The sequence below is a fragment of the Kordiimonas aquimaris genome (assembly GCF_025574485.1).
Taxonomy (GTDB): Bacteria; Pseudomonadota; Alphaproteobacteria; order Sphingomonadales; family Kordiimonadaceae; genus Kordiimonas; species Kordiimonas aquimaris.
Map to the genome: position 1 here is coordinate 625,789 of NZ_JAOBPO010000001.1, position 19,200 is coordinate 644,988.

14 protein-coding genes and 1 tRNA gene are annotated in these 19,200 nt (G+C 47.8%); 11 read left to right on the forward strand and 4 right to left on the reverse strand.

What is annotated here, in order from left to right; genetic code table 11:
• Window positions 1–42: 42 nt before the first annotated feature.
• Window positions 43–477, forward strand: a complete 435-nt coding sequence (locus OEU88_RS02965; protein WP_262693610.1) for a BLUF domain-containing protein — start codon at window positions 43–45, stop codon at window positions 475–477.
• On the opposite strand, the gene polA is transcribed toward OEU88_RS02965, so the two are convergent.
• Both polA and OEU88_RS02975 read right to left on the reverse strand, forming a co-directional pair.
• Complete coding sequence (gene polA / locus OEU88_RS02970) at window positions 474–3,269, reverse strand: DNA polymerase I (protein ID WP_262693611.1); 2,796 nt, start codon at window positions 3,267–3,269, stop codon at window positions 474–476. The genes OEU88_RS02965 and polA overlap by 4 nt on opposite strands.
• A gap of 42 nt (window positions 3,270–3,311) precedes the next feature.
• Window positions 3,312–3,497 (reverse strand): zinc-finger domain-containing protein, encoded by a 186-nt coding sequence (locus tag OEU88_RS02975; RefSeq protein WP_262693612.1) that lies wholly within the window; start codon window positions 3,495–3,497, stop codon window positions 3,312–3,314.
• Between the two features lie 121 nt (window positions 3,498–3,618).
• Between OEU88_RS02975 and OEU88_RS02980 the strand changes: the two genes are divergently transcribed.
• Window positions 3,619–4,608, forward strand: coding sequence for an ABC transporter ATP-binding protein (locus OEU88_RS02980; RefSeq protein ID WP_394805205.1), 990 nt, complete (start codon window positions 3,619–3,621; stop codon window positions 4,606–4,608).
• A gap of 1 nt (window position 4,609) precedes the next feature.
• Window positions 4,610–6,244 carry an L-aspartate oxidase gene (gene nadB / locus OEU88_RS02985; RefSeq protein ID WP_262693614.1) on the forward strand — a complete coding sequence of 545 codons (1,635 nt, stop codon included), beginning with the start codon at window positions 4,610–4,612 and terminating at the stop codon, window positions 6,242–6,244.
• Between the two features lie 149 nt (window positions 6,245–6,393).
• Here the strand turns inward: nadB and OEU88_RS02990 are convergent, their stop codons facing one another.
• Window positions 6,394–6,762: an energy transducer TonB gene (locus tag OEU88_RS02990; protein ID WP_262693615.1), complete on the reverse strand. Its 369-nt coding sequence runs from the start codon at window positions 6,760–6,762 to the stop codon at window positions 6,394–6,396.
• Window positions 6,763–7,089: 327 nt separating this feature from the next.
• Here OEU88_RS02990 and OEU88_RS02995 point away from each other — a divergent pair.
• A tRNA-Arg gene (locus OEU88_RS02995) sits at window positions 7,090–7,166 on the forward strand.
• A gap of 154 nt (window positions 7,167–7,320) precedes the next feature.
• On the opposite strand, the gene OEU88_RS17660 is transcribed toward OEU88_RS02995, so the two are convergent.
• Window positions 7,321–7,521: a helix-turn-helix domain-containing protein gene (locus OEU88_RS17660; RefSeq protein ID WP_394805206.1), complete on the reverse strand. Its 201-nt coding sequence runs from the start codon at window positions 7,519–7,521 to the stop codon at window positions 7,321–7,323.
• Window positions 7,522–7,721: 200 nt separating this feature from the next.
• Between OEU88_RS17660 and OEU88_RS03000 the strand changes: the two genes are divergently transcribed.
• The 7 genes from OEU88_RS03000 (at window position 7,722) to OEU88_RS03030 (ending at window position 19,200) form a co-directional block, all read left to right on the forward strand.
• Window positions 7,722–8,951 (forward strand): tyrosine-type recombinase/integrase, encoded by a 1,230-nt coding sequence (locus OEU88_RS03000; RefSeq protein WP_262693616.1) that lies wholly within the window; start codon window positions 7,722–7,724, stop codon window positions 8,949–8,951.
• Window positions 8,952–9,185: 234 nt separating this feature from the next.
• Window positions 9,186–9,965 (forward strand): ImuA family protein, encoded by a 780-nt coding sequence (locus OEU88_RS03005; protein ID WP_262693617.1) that lies wholly within the window; start codon window positions 9,186–9,188, stop codon window positions 9,963–9,965.
• Entirely contained in the window at window positions 9,874–11,451 is a 1,578-nt protein-coding gene (locus OEU88_RS03010) for a Y-family DNA polymerase (protein WP_262693618.1), read from the forward strand. Before OEU88_RS03005 ends, OEU88_RS03010 begins: the two co-directional genes overlap by 92 nt.
• Window positions 11,448–14,729 (forward strand): error-prone DNA polymerase, encoded by a 3,282-nt coding sequence (locus tag OEU88_RS03015; protein ID WP_262693619.1) that lies wholly within the window; start codon window positions 11,448–11,450, stop codon window positions 14,727–14,729. The genes OEU88_RS03010 and OEU88_RS03015 overlap by 4 nt, the downstream gene beginning before the upstream one ends.
• Window positions 14,730–14,964: 235 nt before the next feature.
• Window positions 14,965–15,498: a heme NO-binding domain-containing protein gene (locus OEU88_RS03020; protein ID WP_262693620.1), complete on the forward strand. Its 534-nt coding sequence runs from the start codon at window positions 14,965–14,967 to the stop codon at window positions 15,496–15,498.
• A gap of 1 nt (window position 15,499) precedes the next feature.
• A complete protein-coding gene (locus tag OEU88_RS03025; RefSeq protein ID WP_262693621.1) occupies window positions 15,500–17,782 on the forward strand; it encodes an ATP-binding protein in 2,283 nt (760 codons plus the stop codon).
• Window positions 17,783–17,784: 2 nt separating this feature from the next.
• Window positions 17,785–19,200, forward strand: coding sequence for a sigma-54-dependent transcriptional regulator (locus tag OEU88_RS03030; RefSeq protein WP_262693622.1), 1,416 nt, complete (start codon window positions 17,785–17,787; stop codon window positions 19,198–19,200).

Sequence of the window (19,200 nt, forward strand, 5' to 3'; positions counted from 1 at the left end):
CGCTGGAATCTGTAGGCGTTTCAGCAACCGAAAGTTTATGTGATGCTTGAAGCTTTGGTCTATGTCAGCGCCGCCAACCCAGAGATTAGTGATTCGGATGTTGAGGACATCCTAGAAGTGGCAAAGCGTAATAATTTTGCTGATCAACTGACCGGCGCACTTATTTTCACAGGCACCCTCTTTGTTCAGCTTCTTGAGGGTAATCCTCGAAATCTTGACCAAAGGATGCGTAGTATCGTTTTAGATGATCGGCATAGTGCGGTTATAGCCTTGGCTCGTGGTTCTATAACGCAGCGTCAATTTCCGTCATGGTCGATGGCCTACAGGGCTATGGATGGCCTTACTGCTGATCGCCTCCATGCTCAAGTGGGTTGGGATAACAGCGTAAAAAAACTGCTAGACACTATCCCGTATCAGCATTCGATAAATTCCCTGACCACGATCTTTGAGAGTATTTTAGACGAACTGCAGCACTAGTGTGCTTCGTCCCAGTTCGCACCAGTGCCACAATCAACAACAAGCGGTACAGATAGATCTAGTGCTGGTGAGGCAGCGTCAGCCATCACTTGCTGAATAACCGGGATCGCATCACTTTCACATCCAATCGGACATTCAAACACCAGTTCATCATGTACTTGTAGCAGCATACGCAGGTCATCTAGGCCATTTTGTCTTAATGCTGCCGGAACACGTATCATGGCACGGCGAATAATATCGGCAGCAGTACCTTGAATGGGCGCATTAATGGCGGCTCGCTCTCCAAACCCACGCTGCATAGGATTTTTCTCTACCAATGCGCGGATATGACATTTGCGACCAAATAGTGTTTCCACGTATCCGTGTTCTTTACCAAACGCGATCGTCTTATCCATGTAAGCCCTAATGCCCGGGAAGCGTTCGAAATAAGCATCAATATACCCCTGCGCATCCTTGCGGCTGATACCTAATTGTCGTGCCAGACCAAAAGCGGAAATGCCGTAAATAATGCCAAAGTTAATTGCTTTGGCTTGCCGGCGTACCATCGGGTCCATTCCCTCTACGGGGACGCCGAACACCTCGGACGCTGTCATGGCATGAATGTCTGTGCCGTTCGCAAATGCGTCTTTAAGAGCGCCGATATCTGCAATATGTGCAAGGATGCGTAGTTCAATCTGGCTGTAGTCAGCTGCAATCAGTATATTGCCATCTTCTGGTACAAAGGCACGCCTTATCTTGCGGCCTTCCTCCGTTCGGATAGGAATGTTCTGCAGGTTCGGATCATTGGATGACAGGCGCCCGGTTGTGGTGGATGCCATGTGGTAGCTGGTGTGCACGCGCTTTGTTGCTGGGTTTACCTGAGCGACCAAGCTGTCTGTATATGTGCTCTTAAGCTTGGAAAACTGGCGGTACTGCATGACCTTTTGAGGTATTGTATGGCCTTCCGCTGCCAGTTTCTCAAGCACATCAACATTGGTTTGCCACGCGCCTGTTTTAGCAGACTTCTTACCACCAGGCAGGCCCATGTCATCAAACAAGACTTCACCGAGTTGTTTGGGTGAATTAACATTAAACGGACGACCAACAAGATCCTGAATCTCTTTGTCAAGGCGGCTAATGCCTTCAGCAAATTCATTTGAGAGGCGTGTTAGCGTGCCAACGTCAACCCTAATGCCTTCGCGCTCCATTTGTGACAGCACAGCAGAAAGAGGACGCTCAAGTGTTTCATACACTGTTGCAACCTTTTCTGCCGCTAGGCGTGGCTTTAAAAGCATATGTAGGCGCAGTGTGATATCAGCGTCTTCGGCTGCATACTCCGTTGCTTTATCGAGCGGGATTTGATCAAAGGTTAGCTGGTTTTTACCGGTTCCGGCAATCTCTTTAAATGCTATCGGTGTCATATCCAGATGAATGCCTGCAAGTTCATCCATACCGTGATTATGCAGACCTGCCTCCAGCGTGTAGGACATCAGCATGGTGTCATCAATGGGCGTGAGATCGATTCCAGCGCGCGCTAAAATAGAGATATCGTATTTAAGGTTTTGCCCAACTTTAAGAACCGCCGGGTCAGTGAATAAACCTTGTAGAGCTTCAATCACGACTGCTTTTTCTAGCTGGTCCGGTTTTTCGGAAAGCAAATCACCACCGGCACCGCCGTGCCCAACAGGGATGTAGCAAGCTTGCCCCGGCGCCGTTGCAATTGAAATGCCGACAAGGTCAGCAGCACTGGCATCAAGGCCGGTTGTTTCGGTATCAACAGCAATGACACCTGCTGCATATGACGCGTTGATCCATTTGTTCAACGCTGCAATGTCAGTCACACACTCGTAATTTTTCTCAGCGCTTTCGACTGTCTCGCTGAGTGTGTCTGCTGGTAGGTCGCCGCCCCATGCTTGACGGGCCTTTACTTGGAGTGAGCGAAAATCCTGTGCGTCAAAGAACTTTAACAGAGGCTCTGGGTCGGGGGCAGTTAACGCAAATCCATCGATTGTGTGTGCAACATCAATATGCTGATCAAGTGTAACCAACTGGCGGCTGATACGCGCTTGCTCTGCATATTCTATTAGACTCTCACGGCGTTTTGGCTGTTTGATTTCCGTTGCACGCGCAAGCAAACTGTCAAGATCACCGTACTCATTAATCAGCTGTGCTGCCGTTTTGATACCAATGCCAGGCACACCGGGGACATTGTCAACGCTATCCCCCGCAAGAGATTGCACATCAATGACTTTGTCAGGCCCAACACCGAACTTTGCCATGACCCCATCAGCTGAATTGCGTACGTTTTTCATGGTGTCAAACATATCAGTATGGTTGTCGACCAGCTGCATCAGGTCTTTGTCCGAGCTGACAATGGTAACTTGCCAATCGTTCTCGCGGGCGTGCCGTGTATATGTTGCGATCAGGTCATCAGCTTCATAACCATCCATTTCAATGGATGGCAAGCCAAACGCTTCTACAGCTTCTCTGATAATCGGGAACTGCGGCCTGAGGTCTTCAGGAGCTGGCGGTCTGTTGGCTTTATATTCGGTATAAATCTTATTGCGAAAGGTTTTACCTGGCGCATCAAAGATAACGGCCAGATGTGTTGGTTGTTCACCGTCTTCAAGATCACGCAGTAACTTCATCAACATGTTCGAAAAGCCGAACACTGCCCCAATAGGTGTGCCATCGCTTCTGGTCATTGGTGCGCGGCCTTTGCCGCCATAAGCCATTGCATGATAGGCACGAAAAATATAGCCGGACCCATCGATTAGATACAGATGAGGCCTGTCTGATTTTGACGGTGCCATATGGAATGCTCTCCCAAGTACGATAAAATTATATCGTGATGATTAATTAGTAGTTTTATCTGAAGGGCCGCCTTGCAAAAGATACTGGCGGTCACAATATGGACATTCTACTTGTCCGTTTTCATCCATGGTCAGATATACGCGTGGATGGCCAAGTGGTCCTTCGTCACCGTCACAGCTTACTTTGCGGGTTGTAACGGTAATTTTTTCTGGTGCGTCGATGGTCATTGAATACTCTCGCTCAAGAAAACACTGTTTAATTCCATAATTTCACTCAAAATTATGGATATATGATCTATATACTAACGCAAAGGCATGGGACAAGCGGCACTATGCAATAATCGTCACTATGCTTCATGTAAGCTTTAGGAAGGCCGTATCGAAAGGCAATGTCGTGACAAAAAATGCAATCGAAATCAAAGGCCTGAAGAAAATATATAAAGGCAGCGGTGGAGGCGAAGACAAACTCGCCTTGAAAGGAATTGACCTCAATATTCCGCAAGGGTCTATGTTTGGTTTGCTTGGTCCTAACGGTGCAGGTAAATCAACAACGATTAATATTCTCGCAGGGTTGGTCAATAAAACCGAAGGGGCAGCTAGCATTTGGGGTTTTGATATTGATGCCAATCCTCGTAATGCACGCGCTAACATTGGTGTTGTGCCACAAGAATTGATGTTTGATGCTTTCTTCACACCGCGCGAGATGCTTGAAGTACAGGCCGGTCTTTATGGTGTACCAAAAGCGGAACGTCGTACCGAGGAACTTCTTTCGGCTGTGCATTTGCTAGACAAAGCAGATGCGTATTCGCGCTCTTTGTCAGGCGGCATGAAACGCCGGTTACTGGTCGCCAAAGCATTGGTGCATACACCACCTGTCCTGATTCTGGATGAGCCAACAGCAGGTGTTGATATTGAACTGCGTCAACAGCTATGGGATTATGTACGCGAATTACATGCGCGCGGCACGACCATTGTGTTAACCACGCATTACCTCGAAGAAGCTGAGGAATTGTGCGATACCATTGCCATAATTAATCACGGTGATGTTGTTTGCTGTGAACCAACAGAGCAATTATTGAAGCGCATAGATGAGAAAGAAATTATCATTACGCTTAGCGATAAATTGTCGGAAATTCCGGCAGCATTAAATGCATTTAAATCCCACATGAAAGGCGATTACCAGCTTGCCGTTCAGATCAATCAAACGGATGCAAATGTTGGTCAGGTGCTGGCGGCAGTGCAGCAGGCCGGATTGACAATCACAGATATCGCAACTGATGAAACTGACCTGGAAGACATTTTCCTTCAATTGACATCTGCAAAAAACAAGGCTGCATGATATGCGTCGTACCTATGATGTTGTGATTGTCGGGTCTGGTGCTGCTGGCTTAACGGCAGCGCTTAAACTTGCTCCGCATCAGCGTGTTGCCGTGTTGTCAAAAGGTGAAATTTCTGGCGGTTCAACCCGTTGGGCGCAAGGTGGTATTGCAGCTGTTCTTGAAGCAACTGATTCGATCGAGTCGCATATTAATGACACGCTCGTTGCTGGTGCCGGTTTGTGTGATAAGCAAGCGGTTCAATTTGTTGTTGAGCGTGGCCGTGATGCTATTGAAAGCCTTATTTCACTGGGTGTTGAGTTTGATAAGTCAGGTGAAAACGCGCACGAAGATGGATACGATTATCACCTTACCCGTGAGGGTGGGCACAGTCATCGGCGAATCATCCATGCCGCTGATGCAACAGGTAAGGCTGTACAAAAAACATTGAATGAACGCGTACTTGCAGAGCCTAATATTGATGTGTTTGAAAACCATGTTGCCATTGATGTAATCACCAACAGGCATTTAAAAAATAAAGCATCATACACCGACCAGGCCCACGGTGTTTATGTGATGAATCTGAATAAGGATAGGGTTGAAACATTTGCTGCACGTTCAACCATTATTGCCACAGGCGGCGCAAGCCGTGTTTACCTTTATAGCTCAAACCCGGATGCCAGTACAGGGGATGGCATTGCCATGGCATGGCGCGCCGGTTGCAAGGTGACAAATATGGAATTTAACCAGTTCCATCCAACCTGTTTGTATCACCCTGAGGCTAAAACGTTTTTGATAACTGAGGCAATGCGCGGTGAAGGCGCATATCTGCGCGGTGTAGGTGGTGAACGGTTTATGCTGCGTTATGACAGTGATCGTGCAGAACTGGCGCCGCGTGATGTTGTTGCGCGAGCGATTGATAGCGAAATGAAACGCACAGGTGTTGATAATGTTTGGCTGGATATCACGCACAAAAATGCAGACTTTGTCATTTCACATTTTCCGAATATTTACCGGCACTGTCTGGGTTTAGGCATTGATATCACAAAAGATATGATCCCTGTTGTTCCGGCTGCGCATTACACATGCGGTGGGATAGATGTGAATTTGGATGCCGCAACCGATCTGGACCGGCTGTATGCTATTGGCGAATGTGCGCATACCGGATTGCATGGTGCGAACCGCATGGCCTCCAATAGTCTGCTTGAATGTTTGGTTATGGGTAACGCTGCTGCCGATGACATTCTTGCTCGTGAAGATAATATGCCGCCACCGGCAATTGCGCGCGATTGGGATGAAAGTAAGGTTACCAATTCAGATGAAGAAGTAGTGGTGAGCCATAACTGGCGTGAGCTTCGCCGGTTTATGTGGGATTATGTTGGTATTGTGCGAACGGACAAGCGTTTGGCGCGCGCCAAACGACGGGTTGATCTCCTGTTAAGCGAAATTCAGGAGTATTATGGTAATTTCCGTGTTACGGGCGACCTGCTTGAACTGCGTAATCTTGTAACAGTGGCGGATCTTATAGTGCGCTCTGCCCAAAAACGTAGCGAGTCGCGTGGCCTGCATTATACCGCTGACTATCCTTTGTTAGGTGAGGATGCGCGCGAAACTACGCTGATACCGTTCAATCGATCAGTTACGGACCGCGTTGAATAAAGGTTTTTTTTGGGTGTCGGGCCGCTTGAGGTTTGTATTGTAGCAATGGGCCATAAAAATACGGCCCTCTCCTGAAAGAGGGCCGTCACACATTGTACGGTGGTGTTTTTACTCAAAACTCAATACTGAATTCCGTACAAAAAATGCTTTTAATTAAGTGTCCAGCTTAGTGGTAGCACAAATGACAATTCAGTTTTGGCGTCTGGAAGTGCTGGAAGCGGGTTAAGGCGTTTCACGAGCTTTGGAATTTCTTTGTCCAGAATTGACTCGCCTGTTTCTTGCACAACTTCATGTGTGGAAATAGAACCATCAGCCATTACTGTTAGGCGGATTTTCGCCTTACCTTCAATTTCGCGCGCTAAAGCTGCGCGTGGGTATTTTTGTTTTTTAGCAACCTTTTTAGCGACGGCGCGTTTCCAGTCACCCATTTCGTCAGCGCTTGCTGACATACTGGTGCCGCCAACGGCGAAAGTTAATGCGATTGCGATAGCAAATACTTTATTGATTTTCTTCAACATGATTTCATCCACTCGTATGTTTGCGTGTACCCGTTGGACCTTGAACTGTGTGACTTCAACCCCTGGGCTTGTGGAGCTAGTTATACGGATGCGTTGTTAATCTCTGGTAATCAAAAGGATAAAATTTTATGCATCACACGCAAATACCCGCAACATATTGTATTTAATGGATTATTTTTTTAATAAAATTTCCACTATGGTCACGAAGCTGTGAAGCGGGCTATTGTATGGAGCTGAAATTTAACGCTTTTATTGAAGTTTCTTTTTAAGAGTCTTGCACCGTTTGGAATGGGCGTGTACTTTCCGCGCCGTCTATATTTTATATGCGCACCCTTAGCTCAGCTGGATAGAGCGCTGCCCTCCGAAGGCAGAGGCCAGAGGTTCGAATCCTCTAGGGTGCGCCATTTTCTTTATATCAAATCAATGACTTATGATGACGGAACTTAATGAGGTTTTTGCTTTCGGTCAGAGTGTGGCCAAAAGTGTGGCCATTTGCGCCAATTATCATGAGCGCCTAATAGCGGGTAATAGCCTCTAGCCGAGCGGAAGCGCTAGGCTTTATTCTTGGATTTCAATCAGGTCTTCGACATCACATTCTAAGTAAATACAAAGTTTCTCTATTGCCTCAAGTTCAACTCGCTCTGCCGTTTCATGGTAGAGCCGAGTGATTGTACCTCTATTAAGTCCAGTGTCGCGCGCAACATCTGAAATCTTGAGCTTGCGTTCACCCATTAGGCGAGAGAGGTTTATTTTGACCATTTTATATTCATAATGATCTCTTGTAGATCATTTTATCCTTGATAAAATACATAATGTGTGCATATTGGTCTTTAGAAGATCATTGTGCCTTATAGATAATCAGTTTGCAGACTGTGATACTACATAATAACTGACCTTAATGCTACTGGTATTGCGGTAGCGACCAATGATCTTCCTTGGATTGATGAGGAGGTACTTTGATGGCCAGTATTAAGACTCGAAACGAAATATTGCAGTATGATTTGCGCTATCATGGTGTTCGCATACGTGAAAGTTCAGGCCTCAAAACAAATCGTGAAAATAAGCGTTTGTGCGAAGCTAAACTTCGTAAAATTCTCGCCGAGATTGATATAGGTATTTTTGATCCTGTGGATCATTTTCCAAACAGTAAGAAGCTACGGAAAATATTTGGTGTAGAAAGTTGTGACGCTGAAGTTGAGCCCTCAATTAGCTTCGAGACATTTGCGGAGCAGTGGTTTGTAGAGAAGCGTGTAGAGTGGCGCTACTCATATATGAAAACGATTAGAGGCACGATTGATAAGTATTTAATTCCTACTTTTGGCGAAACACCCGTAGAAGAAATCACAAAGGCTCAGATACTTGAATTTCGTGTGACACTCGCGCAATTGGCTGGGAAGAGCGCCGCCTCTACAATGTCTCCATCACGGATTAATCATATTATGACACCGCTTCGTATGATTATGGTGGAAGCAGCAGACCGTTATGGTTTTGTGTCTCCTTGGCAGAACATCAAGCCGCTGAAAGAGCCGCGTGTACAGGTGGAGCCATTTAGTTTTGATGAAGTGAAACAGATACTACGGCGTGTACGGCAAGATTATCGTACCTATTATATTGTACGTTTCTTGACGGGTCTTCGTTCCAGCGAAGTCGACGGCCTTAAGTGGGAATATGTTGACTTCGACCGCAAACAGATATTGGTGAGAGAAGCGTTAGTACAACGCCGTATGGTACCCACCAAAACGGATGGTTCTATGCGTGACATTGATATGAACTCAATGGTGTTAGATGCGCTTGCTCGCCACAAGAGAGGAGCTGAAGGTTGCAGCGAATATGTATTTGCAAGTAGTACAGGTCAACCGTATTCAAACCGTTACGTCACGCGGTGTATATGGTATCCACTGCTTAAGCAATTAGGCTTGAAAGCTAGGCGGCCATATCAAACACGCCATACTGCTGCCACGCTATGGTTGGCATCAGGTGAAAGTCCAGAATGGATTGCACGTCAGATGGGGCACACTACAACCGAGATGTTGTTTCGGGTATACTCGCGCTATGTGCCAAATCTCACAAGACAAGATGGCTCCGCATTTGAAAAGCTACTTGCAGCACGATTTTCGCGTTCTGGGTCAGAGCGTCATGATTTTTTAAGAGATAAAAGCCTTCTTAAAACGCATTTAAATGGCATTTAAGAACACCGCCTGAGGGGGCGCCCTCGCTTGCCTGACTGCTTGGCGGTAAAGCTCCAAAGGCAGGCAAAAACGTGGCAATTTATCATCCGATAAGTGATAGTTACTGGCCATAATAAAAGAGGTAAAATACCGTCAAAAAAATCAATACATCGTTTCAATCTTGACTCTGTTCTCATAGATGCAGTATTAGAACAAAAGAAGAACAAATAAACTCCCCTGAGAAAAGCCCGAGTCATGACAGCAACAAATCAACACGACAGAAAGGACAATTTGGCACTTCAAGGTGCGCAATCAACTGGTTGTAATATAATAAATAAACTGAATTATAAAAAATATGATAACCAAAGCTCTTCATTTGAATTGATCAAAGAAAACGCTTTAAGCGAAATCCTGCCAGCGACGTACCGTGATAGGGTCGCGGCTCTTGGTGCGACTATGGCCTTCCTCTCAGGAATATTGCAGCAAAACAGAGGTACGATTATTTGGTGCCAGCTACGAGATCCAGACCGTTTGCATCTGCATGCACCAGGGCTGGCAGCTTTTGGTATAGACCCACTACAAATCACCAAAGTTACACTAGCAACAGAGAAAGATCTGCTGTGGGCCATGGAAGAAGCAATTGCGTCCAATGCAGCAAGCGCTGTTGCTGGTGTGCTCTGGTCTGAAAAACTATACGATTTTACCGCTAGCAAGCGACTGCGCGTCCGTGCAGCTGAAGCAGGCATACCGGCATTGCTTGTGCGCTCCCACCGGGCAAACGGGACCACGGCTGCTGATATGCGCTTTGCGGTTACAAGCCGCGCCAGCCATACGGTGCTTGCTAAAGAACGCGCCTTTGCACGTCTTGGCAACCCTGAATGGCAGCTTAGCCTCACCAAGAGCAGAGGCATGAAGCCGCGCTCTGATCACGTGCGTTGGCACCATGAAACGTTACATCTCGGTATGGCTACCAAACTGGGCAATCGAATGCCACAGTCGCCGCCTCAGCCAGCCAGCCAGCATCAAACAGGATAAGGCTACTGGCCCTTTTGTTCTTGTCGCCCCCGCCCAGGGCGGTATTCGGGTCATGGCAGCCAACCATCAAGCAAAGCATGAAGGTATTAGTGTCGGCCAATCACTGGCGGATGCGCGCTTGCTCAGCCCAACCCTTAAGGCTGCCGACCATGATCCATCGGGTGATGCAGCGGCTTTAACGAGGCTCACTTTTTGGCTGACCCGTTATAGCCCATGGGTTAGCGATGACCCCACCGATGGTTTATTCATGGATATCACAGGCTGTGCGCACTTGCTGGACGGCGAAATGGCCTTAGCCGAAGACCTGATACACCGATTGCACCATTTTGGTGTCACAAGCCGTGTTGCTATTGCCGCTACCATCGGCGCCGCCTGGGCTTTCGCGCGTCATAGCACCGATATGCTCACGATTATAAAAAGCGATAAAACGGCACAAGCGCTCAAGCCATACCCCATCTCAGCCTTGCGGGTTGACGAAGCGATCACTGCGCGTGTCACACAGGTGGGCCTTAAAACCATTGGCATGATTACAGAGAAGCCGCGCGCGCCGCTGGCCGCGCGCTACGGTAGACAGTTGATGACACGCCTTGATCAAGCACTAGGCTTGAAAAGTGAAGCCTTGTCACCGATCACAGCGCCACCAGAATACCGGGTGTCAGCAAGCTTTATGGAGCCGATCCAGCATTTGGGTGCAGTTGAGGTCAACCTCGGTGACCTGATAGCCTCACTTGCGACCCAACTGGAAGAAGCATCCGTTGGGGCTAGGCGCTTTGACCTGACACTCTACCGTGTCGACGGTATTGCCCACACCGTGATGATCAGAAGCAGTGCACTGACATCAAACACAGCCCTGATTAAACGCCTGTACACTGAGAAACTGAAACTTTTCGCAGAAACCTATGATGTTGGCTTTGGTATTGATCAGCTTAACCTCGCGGCTTTTGAATGCGAGCGCATTGGACAAAACCAATCAGACCTGACTGGTAAAAGTGAAGGTGACAAAGAGATTGCGCTGCAAACACTGCTCGACCGCTATAGTAACCGTTTTGGCCGCGAGAGTGTCGGGCGCTTCATCCCGCAGGCAAGCTATATCCCGGAACGCTCAGAACGCTTGGTGCCTGTTGCAGACGCGCCAAAAACACCGCCGGATTGGCATGTTTTCCTGGAGCAATTGCAGGGTGACACGCATCTGGGGCGCCCGGTCGCACTGTTGCCGCGCCCGGAACCTATCACGGCTATTGCTGAAGTGCCGGACGGACCACCTGTTGTGTTTGAGTGGCGACGCCTCAAGCATCGCATCATATGCGCTGAAGGACCGGAGCGTATCGCTCCTGAATGGTGGGCGAGGCCTGCCAAAGGTGTTGAACCCACACGTGACTATTACCGCGTAGAAGACGGTGACGGCTATCGTTACTGGCTTTACCGGCAAGGCCTTTATGAGCGCGGTGAAAACCCACACTGGTTTATGCATGGATTTTTCGCATGAGCGGATATGCAGAGCTTTCCGTCACCAGCAATTTCTCGTTCCTGCGCGGTGCATCGCATCCAGACGAGCTGGTCGAGCAAGCCGCCAAGCTTGGTTACAAGGCTGTCACCATCACCGACAGAAACAGTCTTGCTGGTATTGTACGCGGTCATACAGCTGCCAAAGAAGCAGGCATCCAGTTTATCGTCGGTGTGAGATTGGTGCTCACCTGCGGTTTTGAGGCGCTGTGTTTCCCGAAGAACCGTGCCGCTTATGGCAGACTCACCAAACTGCTCACTAAAGGCAATCGCTGCGCAGAGAAGGGCAGTTGTATTCTCGCTAAAGAAGACATGCATGAGTTGGCGGGTGACCATCTCTTCATTGCGGTATCACCTTATAAACTCAGCACCCCATTCGAGCAGGATCTTGGCTGGCTTAGCGAGCTATTCCCTGGGTCAGTCTATCTCAGCGCGACACGGCTCTACCGCGGCAACGATGATGCACGGCTCGAAAAGCTCGCATTGATATCCAGTCAAAAGCAGGCACCGCTCGTTGCTATCGGCGATGTGCACTATCACATCCCCAACAGAAGGCCTCTACAGGATATTCTCACCTGTATCCGGGAGCACACGACCATTGCTGAAGCTGGATTGTGCCTCAACATTAACGCAGAGCGGCACCTCAAGGGCGTCAACGAGATTGAGAGGGTCTTTAAAGGTTATGAGGATTCTGTGGCGCGCACGCTAGAGATTGCAGCGCAGTGTAGGTTTTCACTTGATGAGCTGAAGTATGAATATCCCAAGGAACCAACCGGTAAAAGTGCAACACCGCAAGAGGAGCTAGAGCGCCTTACATGGATCGGGGCAAAACGCCGCTATCCTGACGGTGTTACACCCAAAGTAAAAAAGACAATTGCACATGAACTTAAACTAATCGCGGAGCTGGAATATGCACCGTATTTCCTGACCGTTGATGACATTGTCCGCTATGCGCGTGGCCAAGATATCCTGTGCCAGGGACGCGGCTCTGCCGCCAACTCTGCCGTTTGCTACTGCCTCGGCATTACCTCGGTTGACCCCACCCAGATAGACCTGTTGTTTGAACGGTTCGTTTCTGCAGATCGAGGCGAGCCGCCAGATATCGATGTGGACTTCGAGCACGAACGCCGCGAAGAAGTGATCCAGTATATCTACACGAAATACGGTCGGCATCGTGCCGGTATTGCTGCAACCGTCATCACCTACCGCGCGCGCAGTGCAATCCGCGAAGTCGGTAAAGCTATGGGCTTGTCACTTGATACCGTCAGCGCCTTGTCCGCTAATGCATCAGGCTGGAGCAGAGGCGGCCTTGCGGTCGAGCGCGTCACAGAGCTAGGGCTCGACGCCAGTGACCCAACCTTGATGCAAGCGATCAAGCTCACCCACGAAATTGCGGGGTTTCCGCGCCATCTGTCGCAGCATGTGGGCGGATTCGTCATGACAGACGGGCCACTTGAAGAAGTGATACCCATTGCCAATGCGGCAATGAAAGACCGCACTTATGTGGAATGGGATAAGGACGACCTGGACGCGCTTGGTATCTTGAAGGTTGATGTGCTTGCCCTTGGTATGCTGTCAGCTATCCGTAAAGCCTTTACGCTCATCAAGCAGCATTACGGTAAGCCTTACGAACTCGCGACTGTGCCGATTGAGGATAGCGGCGTTTACGATATGATCTGCAAGGCGGACACCATCGGCGTGTTCCAGATAGAGAGCAGAGCGCAGATGTCGATGCTACCGCGCCTTAAGCCGCGCAACTTTTATGACTTGGTAATTGAAGTCGCGATTGTACGGCCGGGGCCCATTCAAGGCGACATGGTGCACCCGTACCTCAAGCGCCGTAACGGCTTGGAAGAAGTAACATATCCTTCTGAAGCCCTGAAAGAGGTGCTTGATAAAACGAAAGGCGTGCCGCTGTTTCAGGAACAGGCGATGAAGATCGCTATTGTTGGGGCGGGTTTCACGCCGGGCGAAGCTGACAAACTCCGTAAGGCCATGGCGACCTTCAAACGCACAGGGCAGATCGGTGATTTTAAGGAAAAATTCCTGAACGGTATGGTGGGCAATGGCTATGAACCTGACTTTGCTGAGCGCTGTTTCAAGCAAATCGAAGGCTTTTCTGATTACGGCTTTCCAGAAAGCCATTCAGCCAGTTTTGCATTGCTTGCTTACATATCGTCCTGGATTAAATGCTATTATCCTGATGCCTTCACCTGTTCACTCTTAAACTCACTCCCGATGGGGTTCTATTCCAGTTCATCACTTGTGCACGACTTTCGCGATCACAAAGGCGAAGTACGTGCCGTTGATGTCAACTACAGCACTTGGGATCACTTGCTTGAAAAAGTAGACAATATGGCAGCACAAACACCTGAGGGTGGCGGTGTCATGGCACTGAGGCTCGGCCTTCGGCAAATCAAAGGTGTCAGCGAGCATGAAGCGGAGGTTCTTACAAACGTGAGAGGTTCAGGCTTTGACAGTGTGCGGGATTTGTACTTCAGGACAGGCCTGTCAGTCGCAACGATTGAGAAACTCGCTCGCGCTGACTGCTTCCGCTCAATCGGCCTCGACAGACGTGATGCGCTGTGGGCCGTGCAGGGGCTTGGTGCGCCAACAGGTGCTAGGAGCGCTGTTGAAGACCTGCCGTTATTTGAGCATGCTTTGAATGACAGTGCCGAGGTCATGCAAAAGGAGGCCGAGGTATGCTTGCCGACCATGCCACTCGGTGAGCATGTCGTTGAAGATTATACAACGCTCAAACTATCGCTGAAAGCCCATCCCGTTAGTTTTATTCGGCCTAACCTTGAAGCATGTAAGTTCATCACTGCAGCAGAACTAATGGAGCATCCTGCAAACCGTTTGGTGACTGTCGCGGGCCTCGTGCTTGTCAGGCAGCGGCCTGGTACAGCAAGCGGCGTTATCTTTGCCACGCTCGAGGACGAAACGGGTATCATTAATATTATCATCTGGCCCAAGTTATTCGAAGCAGAACGGCGCACGGTTATTGGAGCGCGGTTTTTGGGTGTCGTTGGTATGCTGCAGCGCGAGGAAACTGTTATGCATGTTGTAGCACGTCAGCTTGTCGATATGAGCGATGAGTTGGCAAGCATCTGTGACTGTGAAGAATTACCTAACTCCTACGAACCATCAGACGAAGTGACGAATGGCGGTTTAGCTGAGCATATTAGCTTAAGCGAGCAGGAGGCCAATAAACCTGGGCGCGTATCATCAATATTGCCTAAAGGAAGAAATTTTCATTGAAGTTACTCAAGCTGAAAATGATAGTTATTAGCTATAATGTAAGATTATATATTTTTTGCAAAAAGCTAAGATCATTGCAAATTGCAATTGCAATTTGCAATGATGCATTATGCCAAGATACATTAACCTAGGCGTATCGGCTGAAAACTGCTGGCATAACGATTGCAACGTTATTGCAAGTTGAAAAGAACTTTGCGAATTCGCAACTTGTCTTGCAATGACACAAGGATAAGCTATGCGCGGTTTAATGTTTACAGAATATTTGGATTATGCGGCATCACTCGTTTCCGATGATGTAATCGACGCTATATTTAATGACCTAGGTGATGAAGTTACTGGTGCTTATACCGCCGTTGGGAATTATAGTTTCAATGAGTTTGCCGCTATTCATGTAAAATTAGCTGAATATATGGGTGTTGCACCTGATGAACTTGCTCGTCGTTTTGGTTATTTATTGTTATCGCGATTCAAAGAAATATTCCCAGCTTACTTTGAAGGTGTAGAGAGTGGATTGGACTTTCTAGAGAAAGTCGGCGCACACATTCACGGTGAAGTTAGGAAGCTGTATCCAGATTCTTCTCCGCCAAATATCACATTGCATCGCATTGACGAACGATCGTGTGAACTGGTTTATCGTTCTCACAGACCATTGGCTGCCGTTGCGCAAGGCCTTACTGAAGCATGCTTTGACGAGTTCGACGATCCATATAAAATTGCCAAGATATTGCCGAATGGAAACCAAACAACCTTTATACTCGAACGGATCTAATATGTCGTCTAGCGAGGAGATTGATCTATTAAACCGTAAACTGAGCCGAGAGAATAAAGCCCGCCTTGAGGCCGAGCAGTTGCTCGAGGAGAAAAGCGCGGCTCTTTATGAGGCGAATCAAGCTTTAACAGCAGTTAATAGTGGCCAACAAGAATACCTAACTGTATTGAGCGATTTTGCTTTGGCGATAACAACAATTAAAAGTATTGATGAGTTAGCATGGTATGTTGTGCGTGAAGTTGTTGGTCGACTAGGGTTCTCTGATTGTGTTTTCTATCTATATGATGCTTCGACGAAGTCTATTATTCAATGTGCTGCAATTGCTGATAAGAACCCGGAAGGTCAAAAGATACTTAACCCATTAAGTATCTCCTTGGGACAGGGTATAACCGGATCTGTTGCAGCAAGTCGCCGCCCTGAGATTGTCAATGATGTTTCAACTGATCCACGCTATGTACCAGATATTACACCAGGCGGTTCAGAAGTATGCGTTCCGATGCTTCATGATGGGATATTAATCGGTGTTATTGATTGTGAGAGTCCTGAAAAGAACTTTTTTAGTGAGCAACATTTAACCGCTCTTGAAACTGTTGCTTCATATGCAAGTGCAAAAGTCGCGGAACGCCAGGCACATGACAGAGCTACCGCTCGAACAAAAGACTTGGAACAAAAAATTGTTCAATTGACTAAACTGAAGGAAGAATTGGAGGCAGCAAAAGAAAAAGCGGAAGAAAGCAGTGCGCTGAAATCCCGCTTCGTTGCTACTATAAGCCATGAGATACGGACTCCTCTGAGCGGGATACTTGGTAGCCTCGACTTATTGCAGGATGAAGAAATGCCTACCAAAGCTGGAACGCTGGTTGAAATGGCACGAAATAGCGGTCAAACGCTTCAAGCCCTCTTAAATGACGTTATTGACTTCGCACGTTCTGAGGCTGGCATGCTTCAAATTGAACCATCAGCTTTTTCAATAATAGAGCTTGTATCTTCGATACAAAGCTTTTGGTTACCGCACGCAAAAGCGCGTAATGTAGCGCTGGATATCGACGTTAAAGATGATATAGCAAAAAATTATTGGGGAGACCCCGCGCGTATTCGCCAAATCATTAACAACTATTTTTCCAATGCCTTGAAATACGCTAAGTCTGCTCGTCTCATCCTCTCTGTTGAAAATGTAGCTATGGCTGGTGGTGACGGGACCCAAGTTCAATTTTCTATTATAGATTTTGGTCCCGGGATATCGGCAGAAGATCAAGAACAATTGTTCAGTGAGTTTACCCGTGTTGGTGCACATAAACGACAAATAGGAGACGGCGCAGGGCTTGGCCTCGCTATTTGTCGCCAAATGGCAGAGCTGATGGATGGCAGTGTCGGGGTTGATAGTCAGCCTGGTTCAGGTAGTCGGTTTTGGCTAAGATTGCCCATTCAGTCAGTACTAGAGCAAGTTGACGATAGACCTGCGACCACAAGGTCGCTTGATAGTTTCCGCGAGCGACTGGGGGCACGCCCAAGAATATTAGTTGCTGAAGATGTGCCGACTAATCAGACAATAATTCGTATGACACTGGAAGCATTTGATTGCCGAGTAACAATAGTCAACAACGGTATCGAGGCTGTTGAAGCAACGCTTAATCATGATTTTGATCTCATTTTCATGGACATAGCAATGCCTGAAATGGACGGCATGGCGGCCACTTCGAGAATCCATAAGCTTTTAGGTAAGGAAAAAGCGCCGCCAATTTATGCCTTAACGGCACATGGCATGGATACGGACCGTGAAGAATTTGAAGCAGCTGGCATGGTGGGTATTGTCACTAAGCCATTTGACAGGCAAGATTTGTATACTGCTATTGAACAATGCCTTCTCCATGAGAAGACGGGTAAGGAAGATACAAACATACAAGGCATGTATGAATTTGATGAACATAGTATGCTTGATCGTGACATGCTCATGGCACTTTTGGACCCGTTAGATACAGATAGTAGGTCTATGCTACTCAATCAATGCATCGCAGATTTGTCCAGTTGCCTCCAGTTGATAACTGATGGTTTTCATCAAAAAGACACCAAGAAGGTTGCGGATGCCACACATAAGCTTAAGAGTGTAAGTGGTACATTTGGGTTGGTGCAGCTACAGCACCTTTCCGGAACAGCAAGTGAGTTAGGCAAGCAAGGTGTGGATGCGGAGTGTTTAGCAACTGCTGAGGTTATTGTTGATAGACTACCTGTTGGAATTGAAGCCCTTCGTTTGTTGGTAGATGCTCCACCAGTGGGAGAGGTTTAAGTATGGCGGTCAAAGAACAGAAAATCTTGTTGGTGGAAGATGTTCTATCAATGGCAATGCTATATGAAAAACACCTGCAGGTTGCCGGGATTGTATCTGTAACAGCCGAAAGCCTCGCTGATGCAAGGCAAGCACAGGCCAAAGACAAGTTTGACCTAATCTTGTTAGATCTCAATTTGCCTGACGGTGACGGCCTTGCGTATTTGGAAGAAATACAAGGCACTGACATGGAGACACCGGCTATTGTTATTACGGCGGATGCATCTCTTAACAATGCAGTGCGCGCAATGAAACTTGGTGCACTTGATTATCTTGTTAAACCGTTTTCAGAAAGCCGGCTTGTTACAACGGTAAATAACACGCTTGAACGTGTGCAGCTTCGCCAGCAAGTAGATACGTTGCGGCATAAGCAGCAAGATGGTGCTTTTTACGATTTCATTGGCAACTCCGTAGCCATGCAACGTGTGTATCGTACCATTGAAAACGTAGCGGCCTCGAAGGCAACTGTTTTTGTGACAGGTGCTTCAGGGACAGGGAAAGAATTGTGTGCCGAAGCTATTCACAAGGCTGGGCCACGCGTTGGAAGGCCATTCGTGCCACTTAACTGTGCTGCGATTCCTCATGATTTGTTGGAGTCTGAACTTTTTGGTCACTTAAAAGGATCGTTCACGGGAGCTATTTCTGATCGCCAAGGCGCGGCGCGGTCGGCTGAAGGTGGTACACTGTTTTTGGATGAGATGTGTGAGTTAGACCTCAGTTTACAAAAAAAGCTACTGAGGTTTTTACAGACTAATACAGTACAACCTGTTGGGTCACCCAAAGCTGAGAAAGTTGATGTTCGTGTGATCTGTGCGACTAATCGCGACCCGTTAGAAGAAGTGCGCGCGGGTCGTTTTCGAGAAGATTTATACTTTAGACTGAATGTTGTACCGATCAATTTGCCTATACTTAAAGAGCGCGGCCGCGATGTAATAGACATTGCGCGGTATTTCCTTGAGAAATATGTCGCAGAAGAAGGTAAGAATTTTAAAGACTTTGCCCCGGATGCACAGGCACTTCTTATGGCTCATTCTTGGCCTGGAAATGTGCGTGAATTGCAAAATACGGTCCGTAACGTTGCTGTCTTGCAAGATGGCGAATTTGTGACAGCTGCCATGTTTCCGATGCTTGAAGGCCAGAGCTTGGCATCTACAGAAGCCAATAGTCTTGCTACAACCTTTGTTCCTAGCTCGGATATGAGAGCGAACAAGCCTGCTGACGAAACCTTACTAATGGCTTCACTGGCGGATGTAGAACGAAAAACAATCGAAGATAGGATTGCTGTCTTTGATGGATCCATCCCCAAAGCCGCTGACTCTCTCGGCGTAAGCCCTTCTACAATATACCGAAAAAAAGAAACGTGGGAACAAGCAGAGTAA